Source organism: Sphingobium abikonense NBRC 16140, from assembly GCF_001598335.1.
In the GTDB taxonomy this organism is placed as follows: Bacteria; Pseudomonadota; Alphaproteobacteria; order Sphingomonadales; family Sphingomonadaceae; genus Sphingobium; species Sphingobium abikonense.
The window spans coordinates 35,180-48,676 of the sequence record NZ_BCYT01000010.1; the positions used below are offsets into that span (position 1 = coordinate 35,180).

Below are 13,497 nucleotides of genomic sequence, written 5' to 3' on the forward strand. Positions count from 1 at the left end.
ACCACAGCGTGCCGGTCAAGCCCCAGAGCGGCCATTCGCGTGTCCATCTGCGGTGCACATTATTCGCCGCTTCGCTTTCACTCGCGCTGCACCCAGTCGCTCAGCACCTGCTCTACCCGCGCATGCTCTGGCACGCGGTTGAGGCCAATCCGGCGATCCAGTTCCTCATGCCAATGATAGAGACGCCGTTCCTGATAGTTGAGCGGTATGCCTTTAAAGCCAGGGCTCTCCAGGGACTCCTGTATTTGGGGCGCATATTGCAAATCTTCGTACAAGATGCGCTCCCAGTTGGACAGGCGGGTGGGCCATAGCGGGTGCGGATTTTCCGGATCATGCTCGGGCGCCAGCCAGCTGGATACGACACGTGTTCGTTTTGGCCCAAGCGGCCAGAATTGCAGGATAGGGATGCCTGTGGGCGCGGGCGGCATCACGAAATTGGGATAAATCTGATAGCTTACATTATTCTTGGCCGGAAACTCCGTGATTGACGGGATTTCCGGCATCCCAATGGTTCCTGGATCCACCCAATCGGGTTTGCGGTTCGGGGTAGCCATGCGGCTGTGCCCATTGGGCCACAACGTCACGATCATCGCCCGATGATCAAGGAAACGATCTACGGTATCGATGTGGATGGATTTGAGGTGATAGACCTCCAGAAATGCGTCGAGCAGAACCTTGACGTTGCAATCCACCTCATAGCTGCGACTGTCGACCAGTCGCAGCTTATCCAGTTCGAACTGTTCCAACTGCGCCGCCATCGGTCCGATATGTTCTATCAAAGGCTGGGCATCGGCATCGCGATTGATGAAGATCAGCGTTCCCAGCAGTTCACAGCGCACCTGCACCAGCGACCTGCAGGAAAAGTCGAGATCGACAAAATCCCGTTTGTCGCGGACCGCAGTCAATTTGCCATCCAGCGTGTAGCTCCAGCCATGATAGCCACAAACAAAGCCGCGGCTTTCGCCAGCCTCTTCCGTGACAAGCGGAGCGCCACGATGCTGGCAGGTATTGTAAAATGCCTTGATTTCACCAGTCAGCGTGCGCGTGACAATGATAGGCGCACCGGAATTGCGTGTCAGGAACCAGCTTCCTGGATTGGGCAGTTGGTCGGTGTGCCCCGCATAAAGCCAGGCGCGATCCCACATCAGTTCGCGTTCCAGCCGCAAAAATTCAGCATCTGTGTAGCGCGACCCAGGAATGTCAGGGAGTTTGGGAAAACCCTCCGGAGGCGATTTGCGATCGCGCTCATACTCCATGCGCGCGAAATCATTTGCGGGCCTCTGATCCGCTGCCAGATCCAGCATCGCTCTTCTCTCCCAAAATTCAGACTGGCCGGCACCGTAGCCGACGTCTGTACGTCATCCTTTGCGCGCCGAATCCGGCCACTTGCTGTAATAGGATCATCCTAGACGCAACAATAAAACAGTCAACCATGATTGTCTTTTTTATGCGTCGGAATGTTTGTCGGGCAGGCCTGCATAGGCCGCTATGCCCGCGCGGCTTGCTGCGCTGTCGAGAGTGGCCTTCCCCCATGCGTTCCCAAGGGCAAGCGCATGGTTGACCTCCATGCCGGCGGACAACTCATAAAGCTGCCGGCCGTTGTTTATGGCCTGCCAGTCATTGTCCAGCATGGTTCCAATGACGTGCAGGGCGCGATCCAATAATAGCGCGTGCGGAACAACCTCTGTGATGATCCCCAGGTCATAGAGGCGCTGAGCCGGCACCAATTCGCCGGTCATGATCATCGCCAGTGCGCTGGCGCGAGGCATTTGTCTTGCCAGGCGCTGGATGCCGCCAGCAAAGGCAAATAATCCCCGTTTGACTTCGGTCAGGCCAAACATCGCATGATCGGCAGCAAAAACGAGATCGCACGCCAGAACGATCTCGAACCCGCCAGCCACAGCAGCGCCATTGACAGCCGCGATCAGTGGTTTGGTCCGCCGTCTTTCGGTCAAACCTCCAAAACCCCTGCCTGGCACCAGCCCGTGGCCAGCGCCCATGCGGGCAGCCTCCTTGATGTCCATGCCCGAACAAAATGCCCGGTCGCCTGCGCCGGTCAGCAGGATCGCACCGATGGAGGGATCGGCTTCGGCCTGCGTGACGGCTTCGTCCAGCGCCCTCGCCGTCGCCGCGTCGAGAGCATTGCGAACGGCGTCGCGATTGATCGTGAGCAAACAGACAGGTCCGCGCCGTTCGATCAGAAGTCCTGTGTGCGTCATAGGCTGTCCAGGCTCCCCAGAATGACGGTGGCCTGGGACGACAGCGTGCCGCCATTGCCATGCGCCAGCGCGACATGCGTTCCAGGCTGCTGATTGGCTGCGTCGCCCCGGATCTGACGCGCGGCTTCGATGATCGCGAACAGGCCGTACATGCCGGGATGACAACAGGACAGGCCACCGCCGTTGGTATTGACGGCAATCGACCCGCCCGGCGCGATCGAACCGCTTTCGACAAACGGACCGCCCTCTCCCTTGGCGCAAAATCCCAGATCCTCAAGGAAGAGGATCGTGTTGATGGTGAAGGCGTCGTAAAGCTGGGCGACTTTTATGTCAGCCGGCTTCACGCCCGCCATCGCCATCGCGCGGGCACCCGATTCCCGCGCCGCCGTGACCGTCACATCGTCTGCCTGCGCGATGGCGTTCCACCAGGTCGCCGCCGCAGCGCCGAGCAACGGCACCGGTGGTTGGGCGAGGTCGCGGGCGCGGTCCGTGCGCGTCATGACGATCGCCGCCGCCCCGTCGGTGACGAGGCAGCAGTCGCGGGTCGAAATGGGCGAACTGATTATTCGCGCGGCCAAGCAGTCTTCCAAAGTGAGCGGGCCACGTGCAAAGGCTTCGGGATTGGTATTTGCCCATGCCCGCGCCGCCAGCGCCACCGATGCCATTTGCGCGCGGGTGGTGCCATAATCGTGCATGTGCCGCGCCGCTGCGAGCGCATAGCTGGTGACGGGGAAAAGCGGGGCATAGGGCGCATCCCATTGATTGTGGGTAATGCGGGTCGCCAGCTTCCCGCCCGCGCTCCGCTGGTTGGATCCATAAGCGATCAGCGCGCAGTCGATATAGCCGCAATCAAGCATCATCGCCGCAACCGCCATGTGGCTCATGAAGGCGGAACCGCCCGTCCGGTTATTGTCTGTATAAGCCGGTCGCATGCCCAGATGCTCGGCGAATGACAGGCCGGCAAAAAAATCGTCGGGCTGACATATGAACAGCGCGTCGACGTCGCCCAGCGTCAATCCTGCGTCGGCGACGGCGCGCGTCGCTGCCTCTGCGGTCAGTTCCATGGCGGAATAGCCCGGCTTCTCGCCGATCCCGAACGTCGCCAGCCCCGCAATGGCGGCGCGCCCCCGGGGGAAGTTATCGCTCATTCCTCCTGCTCCCGTCGAAACAGCAGCAGCGGTGCGCCATCACTCTCGCCAATAAATGCCTTCACCCGCTGCCCGATGGCGAGCGCTTCGGGCGTCGCATCAAGCACACGGCTCATCAACCGCGCGCCCTCATCCAACGTGATCAATGCGACATGATAGGGTGGGGCAGGGGGACGCGGATATATCCAGGACACGCTGTAGATGGTGCCGCGGCCCGATGCCTCGATCCATTCCAGCGGGGTGCCGGAACCCGGCGCTACGGCGCGGGGCGGGAAAACGGCTTGGCCATCATCTGTGCGCTGCAAGAGAAACCGTCCATTGGCCAGAGCATCTCGCCACAGCTCTTCCGGCCCCGTCATGCTAAGGCCCCGATTGCTCCGGCATCCTTCAACGCCGTGACATCTGCCTCGCTAAACCCAGCTTCGCGCAAAATTTCCTCGCTCTGCTCGCCCAGAGACGGCCCTGGATCGCCAATCGCGCCGGGCGTCTGGGAAAAATGAGTCGGTATGCCCGGGAAGCGCAAAGTGCCAAGCTCAGTCTGGCGTTCCTGCCAGAACCCGGTCTGGTCCAGATGCGGATCCTTCAGCAGATCGGTCAGAGTCGCAATGGGGGTGGCGGGAATATGCGCGCGCCTGAACAGCGCCATCCATTCGTCCGTCGTCCGCGTGATCATCACATCGGCAACACGCGCCAGCACTGCACCGATATTTTCGGTTCGGGTGCGCATGGATGCGAAGATCGGATCGGTCGACCAGTCAGGGTGGCCCAGCTCTTCGAAAAAAGCGCGCCAATGTTTGTCGTTGTAGATCATCACCCCGATATGCCCGTCGGATGTCTGATAGGGTCGACGCGCGGCCGATGTGGCGCGGGGATATTCGGGTGGTCCCATTGGTGGCTGGAACAGCGATCCGCACAAATGCTCGACCATGGTGAAGGACACCAGGGTTTCGAACATGGGCACTTCGATTTCCTGTCCGGTCCCGGTCTTTTCGCGCGCGTAAAGCGCCGCCATCACGGAATAGGCGCCGGTGAGACCCGCGACCTTGTCGGCGATCACGGTCGCCGCATAGGTCGGTTGGCCCCCAGACAATCGGGCCTGCAAATCGACGATGCCCGATGCGGCCTGGACGATGTCGTCATAAGCGGGATGATCGCGATAGGGGCCGTTGCGGGCAAATCCGTAGAGATTGGCATAGATGATGCGCGGATTGACTGCGCTGATCGACTCATACGTCAGATTCAGCCGCTCCATCGCGCTCGCCCGCATCGAATGAATGAAGACATCCGCGCTTTTGGCGAGAGTGAGCAGAGCAGCGCGCGCTGCCGGCTGTTTCAGGTCCATGACGATGGATCGCTTTCCCCGGTTGACGTTCAGGAACATGGCGCCGCGCGCAGCGTCCGGCCCGGGGGGGATGAACCGCGTGGTATCCCCCTGCGGGCTTTCGACCTTGATCACGTCCGCGCCCAGATCGGCAAAGATCTGCGTGGCATAAGGCCCCATCAGCACGCTGGTCAGGTCGAGCACACGGACACCCGCCAGAGGTCCTTGCGCACGTCCGCTCATGCCGCGACCTTCCTCATCTTCAACTCCCTTGTTGCCATCCTGATTATCGGTCCTACCCTCGCCCGCACATGCGCATAGGCGCACAGGGAAGAGGGGATTTGATCGCAATGCACGTCCATCTGATCGCCGCCGGCAAATTTCACGACATTGACTTTGCGCGTCTGGAACTGCTCAAACTCCTTGCCGAACAGCCACATATCCGCACGTCGGTGGCGTCGGACTATGCGGACACGGCTAGTCTGGCTGCCAGCGATCTGCTGATCACCTATACCTGCGACCTGCTTCCTGAAAACGACACGCAGATCGCCGCTCTCGACACGTTCCTGCGTCGCGGCGGGCGCTGGCTTGCACTGCATGGAACCAATGCAGTGCTGCGTTTCGGGCAGGACGGTGTTGTCGACACACCCGATCTGGTGCCCGCCTTCAGCAACCTTCTGGGTACACGCTTTGGCGGCCATCCGCCGATCGCGCCATTCAAAGTCTTCGTCACGCGAAGCGACCATCCCATGACGCAGGGACTGAGGGATTTCCGCGTCGAGGACGAATTGTACCTGACGCACCGGACAGGTGATATCGACATCCTGCTGCATACGGCCTTCACCGGCCAGTGCGACGAGTTTCGTGATGCCGACTGGGATGAAGCGCAGGTCCCCGTCCTGTACGAACGGCGCGTCGGCGCAGGATCGATCCTTTATCTGACGCTTGGGCACTGCAGGGGCCATTATGATCTTCAGCCGGTCGCCGATTTCTGGCCGCATCCACAGCGTTGCGCCTGGAATTATCCGATTTTTCATGAACTTCTGCGCCGCGGCATAGCGTGGGGACATCCTGCCAAGGAGTGAGGCATAACGGGCTGATGATACGCCGCTGTCCTCTTCGCGCTGCCCTTAGGCACATGCTGTGATCGATCAGTGAGCATAGGGTTTATGACGCGCCTCTCCTTGGCAGCGGGCTTTTGCCAGCCCTGCCCTGTAGCCATCCTAGCGCAGGAAAAATAAAAAGACATCCATGACTGTCTTTTTATTTCGATATGACGTAGGTGGTTTTCATGGAAGCAGCGAAGACGAAAAGGGAAACATGCGCGCTATCGCTGCACCAGCTGACGGTTCTTGACGCGACCCCTGCGCGCCTTGTTGAACTTGCCGCGCGGACAGGCTGCCCGCATATTTGCCTCTTCACATTTGTGCCCGCTGCCGCGCAGGGGCGCTATCCGCTCGTTACCGCCGGTGACGTGCCGGCGCTCAGAGCGCAGATGGCGCATGCGCAGGTGACGGCGGCCAATCTCGAAGTCTTCCCCCTCGATGGTCGCGAGGATTCCGATGCTTTCGCACGCGCACTTGATGTCGGCGCACATTTAGGCGCGACGCGTGCAACGGCTCATATTCATGACATTGCCGACATAGATCAGGCGATTGAGCGGTTCGCTGCCTTTGCCGCTTTGGCGAAGCGCTTCGAGATTGTCGCCGGACTGGAATTCATGACCTTTTCGGCCATCAGCGGGATCCATGATGCAGCCCATATCATACGCCAAGCAGGGCAGGGCGCGCTGGTCTGCGACGCCCTGCATTTTTTTCGCGGCGGTGATACGGTTTCGGATGCTGCCGTGAACGCCGATCTTGTCTCCTATGTCCAGCTTTCTGACGGTCCTGCGCAATGTCCCGACGATGAGCGCTGGGCAGAAGCCGTCAAGACACGCCAATTGCCTGGCGAAGGCGCGCTGCCACTTCATGATCTGATGCGCGTGCTTCCGGGCGTCGCGCTGGTCGAGGTGGAAGTGCCGCGACTGGTTGACCGTCTGGCCGGAAAGTCAGACCTGGATCGCGCGCAAGACGCCGTTGACGCCTGCCGAGCCGTACTGACCTTGGAGGCGTGAACGGGAGAGACGGGCGCTGATATTCAATCCGACGGCGTGGCCTTCGCTGGAAGTGCCTTTTCGGGGCTGGTGCCTGGTCCGGTAAACGGGGTGAAGCGAAAGGCGAAGCCCAAAGGCTTGCTGGCCGTGCGATAAGCGGCCATGGGCTTGCCGAACTCGCTCCAGGCGGTGTCGCCGCCCACGCCCCATTGGGCCGCGTCGATCAACAGCGTACCGTCGCCATGGGGGCGAATGTCCGATGATTTCCAGCTTCCCGGCGCATGTCGGTCAAGATCGCTGTAGGGAAAGGCGAGTGCGTTCATCATCATCGGCTGTGCGCCTTGGACGCGCAGCCCTGCGCCATCGCCTGACATTTCCATCCAGCGAACATCGACCTTGTTTCCCGTTTCCTGCGGCCGGATATAGTCGTGATGCTGATCCGAAATCGCGCCGCGCCACAAGCCAATTGGCGCAGACGTCTTGCGATCGACATAGCTTTCATGCGGGCCACGGCCGTACCATTGGACCGTGTCCATGGTGCTTGGCACAGAGAACGCCATACCGATGCGGAACGGGGGTGGCAGGTCGTCCTTGACCAGCTCAAGCTTGCCGCTGACCGATACGGATCCATCGCCACCCATGCGATAGATACTGGTAAAGTTCGCTGCGCCGTCGCCGAGGGCATAGCGTATTTCCACAGAACGGCCGTCACCTTGCGCTGGAAGAATCCGAATGGCGGCGACCTTGCGCTGTTCGCTCATCGTCTTCCAGACCGCTAACTGCTTGGCTGTGCCAATGCCGATATCATTGTCGGTGACGGCTCGCCAGAAATGCGGTTCGCCGCCGCGCGCCAGAAGGCGTGCCCCTTTGCTGTAGGCCCGCACAAGCCCACTCGTCCGCTCGATGGCAAGCGTGGCGTCACCGGCACTCAGGCTAATTATCCCGCCCGTATCGCGGACTGCCACCGGGCCTGCGACGACAGGGGGCAGGGCAGGGGCGCCTTGCTGCAGCGCAAATTGCTCCCACCCCATCAGCGTGTCAGCGGCCACCAGGGGGATGGTGCCGGCCTTGGCCCGGACGTTGATCGTCACGAAATATTCCGATCCGGTGCGGCGTGGCACGGCATCAATCGGTACCGTCATCCCTACCGCGCCGCGCGCCGGCACGTCCGGTGTCGCCAGCGCCCCGCGCGCGACCTCGACGCCATTCTCCATCACCGCCCAATCGAAACTGAACCCCGCCAGATCGATGAAGTCATGCCGGTTACGAATGGTGACTTGCCCCGTGGCTGGGTCGAACCCGTCGAATTGGACGGGCGCATAGACCTTTCGCAATTCATAGAGTGCCGGGTTGGGGGTGCGATCGGACTGGAGCAATCCGTCGCCAAATTCTATGTCTCCGCCCAGATTTGGACCATATTCGCCGCCATCACCCCAATAACGCGTGCCGTCCTTGGTGTATCGATACATGGATTGATCGACCCAGTCCCAGATGAAGCCACCTTGCAGCTTGTCGGGATGAGCGTAGATGGTGTCCCAATAGTCCTTAAGATTGCCACCACTATTGCCCTGCATATGGGCATATTCGCACTGGATCATCGGTTGCTTGAAATTCCAGTTGGTGGCATAGTCGACCAGCTTAGCGACCGGGTCGTACATGGGCGCGTAGATATCGGCATAGAAATTGGGCCGATGGTCGCCGATCCCGTCCCATGTGCCCCATCCCAGATAGCTGATCAGCCGGTCGGGATCGCGGGCCTTTGCAGTCGCGGCGGCCGCCGCGAAATTGGGGCCTATGCCCGCTTCGTTGCCCAGCGACCAGAAGAGGATGGAGGGATGATTCTTGTCGCGCTCCACCATGTTGGCGACGCGACTGACATGCGCGTCCTTCCATGCCGGATCGAAACCAATCTGATATTTCGCGCGCTGATCGCCGTGCCGATTGCCATAGTCCATATAGGCATGGCTCTCGATATTCGCTTCGTCCATGACATAAAGGCCGTATCGATCGGCCAGGTCGTAAAGGCGCGGATCATTGGGATAATGGGACGTGCGGATCGCATTGACATTGTTGCGCTTCATCAACTGGATGTCGCGCTCCATCGACTCCAGCGAGATGACGTGAAAAGTTTCAGGATCATGTTCGTGGCGATTGACGCCGCGAATGGTGATCGGCCGGCCGTTTACGGTGACGACGCCGTTCCGGATCGCGACCGTGCGAAAGCCGATCTGCGCGTCGCTGGACTGAATGATACGCCCCTTAGCATCATAAAGCTCGACCAACAGCCGGTAGAGGTTGGGCGTCTCCGCTGTCCATGGCTTCACATTTTCTAATCGGCCGGTCAGCGTCACGCTGCGCTCGGCATCGCCCGCGGGCACCGTCTGCTGCCCCTCCAGCACGGTCCGCGCCCCGTCCATCACGATATAGCGGGCGCTCGTCGCCGCGCCCGGCGTCACGGCGACATCGACCGCCAGCATGCCCGCGCCGGACACTTCGTCGAACCCTGCATGCGCGAAGAAGTCGCGCACCCGCGTCTTGGGGGCAGCCATGAGGAAAATCTCGCGCTCGATGCCGGATACGCGCCAGAAATCCTGATCTTCCAGATAGGAGCCGTCCGACCAGCGATAGACCTGGATGGCAATGCTGTTGCGGCCAGGATGGAGGAAGCGAGTGACGTCGAATTCTGACGGCAATTTGCTGTCCTGCGCATAGCCGACCTTCTGGCCATTGACCCACACATAATAAGCGGATCCGGCGGCGCCGATGTGCAGCACGATATCCTGCTCGCTCCAGCCCGCCGGTATGTCGATATCGCGGCGATAGGACCCGACCGGATTTGTCGCATGGGGAATGAGTGGCCGGTTCGCGGGGAAGGGATAGGTGATATTATTGTAGCGGGCCTGGTCATACCCTTGCGCCTGCCAGTCTGCCGGGACAGGGATGGTTTTCCAGCTCGACACGTCGAAATCGGGGCGCTCGAACCCTACCGGCAATGTGTTTGCATCGGGCGAAAAGACAAATTTCCAGGGGCCGTTCAGCGAAAGAAAACGGCGGGATCGGGAACGGTCGCCAATTAGCGCTGTCTCGCGGCTCTCGAACGGGAAGGCAGTCGCGCGCGCAGGCAAGGTGCCGATAGCGAAAATGGCCGGATTCTCCCAATCCGGTCGCGATGGATCGACCTGCACCGCTTGCACCTGCGGCGCGTTACCCTGCGCCATCGCCATGCCGGACAGGGCGGCCAGACTGATCGCCGCCAACGTCCTGATCCGTGCGCGCATTCTCATCCCCCTCCAGCCGGCAATTTATGGCGGACATTCGTTACCGCCCTATTTGTAGGACAAGTTGACCCTGCCACAATATGGCTGTGTCGTTCAACATATGTAATCAAGGAGGGTTAGGCGCGCTATGCGTCGGCGGCTTGCACAGTCCTCGCCAGCACGATCGCATCGATTCGGCGCAGCATCGCAACCAATTGCGCCCGTTCCGCTTGGGTGAACGAACCGAATATCTGCTCTTCCAGTGCAAGCGCCTGGGGGACGATCGCCCGGTACAGAGCAGTGCCGGCGGTGCTCAGCATCAGCAGGTGCGACCGCTGATCGGCTGGGTTTGGCGTCCTTTGCAACAGGTCGCGGTCGATCAGGGCGCTTGCGGCGCGGCTCACCGTCACCTTGTCCATCCGCGTTTTCAGACCGATTGCCTGCTGCGTCACGCCATCGGGATGTTCGGCCACCACCGCGACCACGCGCCATTCGGGAATGCGCAGCCCGAACGCCTCCTCATAGGCGCTGGCGACCGCGTCGCTCACCAGATTGGTCGTGAACGACAGGCGATAGGGCAGAAAAGCGTCAAGCCGCAAGGAGGCGATGGTCATGACCAAGGCTATCATTTGACACACCTCCCGCAAAGCCTATATTGGTTGCATATGAAACTATAGGAGAGGGCGATGCTCAGTCCGGATCCAGATGGCATATCGGCCGGGATGACCCCCGGCTTTGCCAATCATGTCGTGATGGAGGCCGTGTCCGGCGCTGTCCCGGTCGGCCGCAACTCACCGCAAAAGACCCCCTTCGGCCTCTATGCCGAGCAGCTTTCCGGCACGGCCTTCACCGCCCCGCGCGCGGACAACCGCCGTAGCTGGCTTTATCGTTTGCGACCCACGGCTCAGCATGGGGCCTATCGTCCTTATCCTGGCGCGCGACATTTCGCCTCTGCGCCTTTCTCCGACCTGCCGCCTTCTCCCAATCGCCTGCGCTGGGATCCGCTGCCGATACCAGCCGAGCCGACGGACTTCATAGACGGTATCGTCACCTATTGCGGCAATGGTGATGTCACCGCAGCCGCCGGCTTCGCCGTCCATCTTTATGCCTGCAACCGTTCGATGGACGCTCGCGCCTTCTTCAATGCCGATGGCGAGATGCTGATCGTCCCGCAACAGGGCACTCTGCGGATCACCACCGAACTTGGCCGGCTCGAGGTCGCGCCGCAGCAGATCGCGCTTATCCCGCGCGGCGTTCGCTTTCAGGTCACGCCCCTGGACGGAGTGGCGCGCGGCTATATCTGCGAAAATTATGGCGCGCTGTTCCGTCTGCCCGAATTGGGGCCAATCGGCGCCAACGGCCTTGCGAACGCCCGCGATTTCGAAACCGCGGCCGCCTGGTTCGAAGATGTCGACGCGCCGTTCGAACTGATCCAAAAATTTCAGGGCCATTTATGGGCGACGCGCTTGCCCCATTCCCCGTTCGATGTGGTTGGCTGGCACGGCAATCTTGCTCCATGCCGCTATGATCTGCGCCGTTTCAACACCATCAACACGGTCAGCTATGATCATCCCGATCCCTCGATCTTCACGGTGCTGACCAGCCCCAGCGATACGCCTGGCGTGGCCAATTGCGACTTTGTCATCTTTCCGCCGCGATGGATGGTGGCCGAAGATACGTTCCGCCCGCCCTGGTTCCATCGCAATGTGATGAGCGAATTCATGGGGCTCGTGACCGGCGCCTATGATGCGAAGGCCGGTGGGTTCGCGCCGGGCGGCGCATCGCTGCATAACCAGATGGCCAGCCACGGCCCCGACCGCACCAGTTACGAAAATGCCGTCGCCGCGTCGCTCGCTCCGCATAAGATAGAGGCGACCATGGCCTTCATGTTTGAAGGCCGCCTGCCTTTCCGCCCCACCCGCTTCGCCGCCGAGGCCGATTTCGCGCAGCGCGATTATGACGCCTGCTGGTCGGGCTTCGCCAAGGCGCGCCTGCCCGTCCAAGGAGACAATATGTGACCGCCATTGACGAAACCCACGCCATCGACCTGCCATGCTGGGTCGACAGCGCCATCGGCCATCCAGATTTTCCGGTGCAAAATCTGCCGCTCGGCATTTTTTCTCTGGGCGATGGCGCAGCCCGTCCCGGCGTTGCGATCGGCGACCATATTCTTGATCTTTCCGCTATAGGCGATCGACTGCCCGACGCCGTTAAGCCTTTGCTCGACGATGACAGCCTGAACCGCATATTGGCGCTGCCAGTCGCGGACCGGGTCGCGCTGCGCCATGCGCTTTCGCGCCTGCTCTGTGATCGGGACGCGCAACCTGCCTTTACGCCGGCGCTTCACGCCCAGGCGGATTGCATCCTCCACTTGCCCGCTCGCATCGGCGATTATACCGACTTTTATGTCGGCATTCATCATGCCACCAATGTCGGCACCTTGTTCCGCCCTGACAATCCGCTGCTGCCCAACTATAAATATGTGCCGATCGGCTATCATGGGCGTGCGTCTTCGGTGCGGCCATCAGGCGTGCCGGTGGTGCGGCCAAAGGGTCAGTCAAAGGCCCCCGATGCCGCCGAACCGCGGTTTGGCCCGAGCGCGCGGCTGGACTATGAACTGGAACTGGGCATCTGGATCGGGCAGGGCAATGAACTGGGTGATCCCATTCCGGTTCAGAACGCGGCCGACCATATTGCGGGCTTCTGCCTGCTCAACGACTGGTCGGCAAGAGATTTCCAGGCGTGGGAATATGTGCCGCTCGGGCCGTTCCTCGCCAAGAATTTCCATTCGACCATTTCCCCTTGGGTGATAACACCCGAAGCGCTCGCGCCCTTCCGTCAGGCGCAGCCCGCCCGGCCGCAGGGCGACCCAGCGCCCTTGCCCTATCTGCTCGACGCGCAGGATCAGCGTCATGGCGGACTGGCGCTTGACCTCGCCGTCTCCATCCGCACTGCGAAAATGCGGGACGCCGGAATGCCGCCCTTCCGCCTCAGCCAGAGCCGGGCCGAGGCCATGTACTGGACGGCGGCGCAGATCGTCACCCACCATGCCTCCAATGGTTGTAACCTGACGCCGGGCGACCTGCTGGGCACCGGGACGATCTCGGGACCGGACCAGGGATCGCTTGGCAGTCTGCTGGAGGTGACTCAGGGCGGCAAAACGCCCGTCACCCTGCCGTCCGGCGAACGTCGCAGCTTTCTGGAGGATGGCGACGAAGTGCTGCTGGAGGCGCGCGCCCATCGCGAGGGGTTTGCGTCCATCGGCTTTGGGGAATGCCGCGCCACCATCCTGCCCGCCCGCGCATAAGAAAATGGCTCCACCGGCATGTGCCGGCGGAGCCGAGGTTCAGGGAGGGTCACTCCAAAGGGGGGAAGGAGTGACGGGGTTACAATAGCCGCCCAGCATGAATGTTCCATGACTGCCGCGATCGGCATGGCGCACCATCGTCATTTTGCG

11 protein-coding genes are annotated in these 13,497 nt (G+C 61.1%); 4 read left to right on the forward strand and 7 right to left on the reverse strand.

Annotation, left to right across the window (positions count from 1 at the left end; all coding sequences use genetic code 11):
* Positions 1-77: 77 nt before the first annotated feature.
* The 5 genes from SAB01S_RS12245 to SAB01S_RS12265 form a co-directional block, all read right to left on the reverse strand.
* Positions 78-1,256, reverse strand: coding sequence for an aromatic ring-hydroxylating oxygenase subunit alpha (locus SAB01S_RS12245; RefSeq protein ID WP_245646476.1), 1,179 nt, complete (start codon positions 1,254-1,256; stop codon positions 78-80).
* Positions 1,257-1,445: 189 nt separating this feature from the next.
* Positions 1,446-2,219, reverse strand: a complete 774-nt coding sequence (locus SAB01S_RS12250; protein WP_062733346.1) for an enoyl-CoA hydratase-related protein — start codon at positions 2,217-2,219, stop codon at positions 1,446-1,448.
* On the reverse strand, positions 2,216-3,367 hold the full coding sequence (locus SAB01S_RS12255) for an acetyl-CoA acetyltransferase (protein ID WP_062733348.1): 1,152 nt from the start codon (positions 3,365-3,367) through the stop codon (positions 2,216-2,218). The genes SAB01S_RS12250 and SAB01S_RS12255 overlap by 4 nt, the downstream gene beginning before the upstream one ends.
* On the reverse strand, positions 3,364-3,726 hold the full coding sequence (locus SAB01S_RS12260; protein ID WP_062733350.1) for a Zn-ribbon domain-containing OB-fold protein: 363 nt from the start codon (positions 3,724-3,726) through the stop codon (positions 3,364-3,366). The genes SAB01S_RS12255 and SAB01S_RS12260 overlap by 4 nt, the downstream gene beginning before the upstream one ends.
* Positions 3,723-4,931, reverse strand: a complete 1,209-nt coding sequence (locus tag SAB01S_RS12265) for a CaiB/BaiF CoA transferase family protein (RefSeq protein WP_062733352.1) — start codon at positions 4,929-4,931, stop codon at positions 3,723-3,725. The genes SAB01S_RS12260 and SAB01S_RS12265 overlap by 4 nt, the downstream gene beginning before the upstream one ends.
* 107 nt (positions 4,932-5,038) lie before the next feature.
* On the opposite strand from SAB01S_RS12265, the gene SAB01S_RS12270 reads away from it, so the two are divergent.
* Together SAB01S_RS12270 and SAB01S_RS12275 are read left to right on the forward strand one after the other, a co-directional pair.
* Complete coding sequence (locus SAB01S_RS12270; protein WP_062733353.1) at positions 5,039-5,773, forward strand: ThuA domain-containing protein; 735 nt, start codon at positions 5,039-5,041, stop codon at positions 5,771-5,773.
* A gap of 206 nt (positions 5,774-5,979) precedes the next feature.
* Positions 5,980-6,804: a sugar phosphate isomerase/epimerase family protein gene (locus SAB01S_RS12275; protein ID WP_062733355.1), complete on the forward strand. Its 825-nt coding sequence runs from the start codon at positions 5,980-5,982 to the stop codon at positions 6,802-6,804.
* A gap of 23 nt (positions 6,805-6,827) precedes the next feature.
* Here the strand turns inward: SAB01S_RS12275 and SAB01S_RS12280 are convergent, their stop codons facing one another.
* Entirely contained in the window at positions 6,828-10,061 is a 3,234-nt protein-coding gene (locus SAB01S_RS12280; protein WP_062733357.1) for a glycoside hydrolase family 2 TIM barrel-domain containing protein, read from the reverse strand.
* Positions 10,062-10,186: 125 nt separating this feature from the next.
* Positions 10,187-10,654: a MarR family winged helix-turn-helix transcriptional regulator gene (locus SAB01S_RS12285; protein ID WP_245646477.1), complete on the reverse strand. Its 468-nt coding sequence runs from the start codon at positions 10,652-10,654 to the stop codon at positions 10,187-10,189.
* 72 nt (positions 10,655-10,726) lie between these two features.
* Here SAB01S_RS12285 and hmgA point away from each other — a divergent pair, with 72 nt between their 5' ends.
* Together hmgA and fahA are read left to right on the forward strand one after the other, a co-directional pair.
* Positions 10,727-12,058: a homogentisate 1,2-dioxygenase gene (hmgA, locus tag SAB01S_RS12290; RefSeq protein ID WP_439646672.1), complete on the forward strand. Its 1,332-nt coding sequence runs from the start codon at positions 10,727-10,729 to the stop codon at positions 12,056-12,058.
* On the forward strand, positions 12,055-13,347 hold the full coding sequence (gene fahA / locus SAB01S_RS12295) for a fumarylacetoacetase (RefSeq protein WP_062733360.1): 1,293 nt from the start codon (positions 12,055-12,057) through the stop codon (positions 13,345-13,347). Before hmgA ends, fahA begins: the two co-directional genes overlap by 4 nt.
* The last annotated feature ends 150 nt before the right edge of the window (positions 13,348-13,497 follow it).

Coding starts and splice junctions, on each gene's coding strand:
- SAB01S_RS12245 (WP_245646476.1), bottom strand. CDS start 1,256: ATGGAGTATGAGCGCGATCGCAAATCGCCTCCGGAGGGTTTTCCCAAA.
- SAB01S_RS12250 (WP_062733346.1), bottom strand. CDS start 2,219: ATGACGCACACAGGACTTCTGATCGAACGGCGCGGACCTGTCTGTTTG.
- SAB01S_RS12255 (WP_062733348.1), bottom strand. CDS start 3,367: ATGAGCGATAACTTCCCCCGGGGGCGCGCCGCCATTGCGGGGCTGGCG.
- SAB01S_RS12260 (WP_062733350.1), bottom strand. CDS start 3,726: ATGACGGGGCCGGAAGAGCTGTGGCGAGATGCTCTGGCCAATGGACGG.
- SAB01S_RS12265 (WP_062733352.1), bottom strand. CDS start 4,931: ATGAGCGGACGTGCGCAAGGACCTCTGGCGGGTGTCCGTGTGCTCGAC.
- SAB01S_RS12270 (WP_062733353.1), top strand. CDS start 5,039: ATGCACGTCCATCTGATCGCCGCCGGCAAATTTCACGACATTGACTTT.
- SAB01S_RS12275 (WP_062733355.1), top strand. CDS start 5,980: ATGGAAGCAGCGAAGACGAAAAGGGAAACATGCGCGCTATCGCTGCAC.
- SAB01S_RS12280 (WP_062733357.1), bottom strand. CDS start 10,061: ATGCGCGCACGGATCAGGACGTTGGCGGCGATCAGTCTGGCCGCCCTG.
- SAB01S_RS12285 (WP_245646477.1), bottom strand. CDS start 10,654: ATGACCATCGCCTCCTTGCGGCTTGACGCTTTTCTGCCCTATCGCCTG.
- hmgA (WP_439646672.1), top strand. CDS start 10,727: ATGCTCAGTCCGGATCCAGATGGCATATCGGCCGGGATGACCCCCGGC.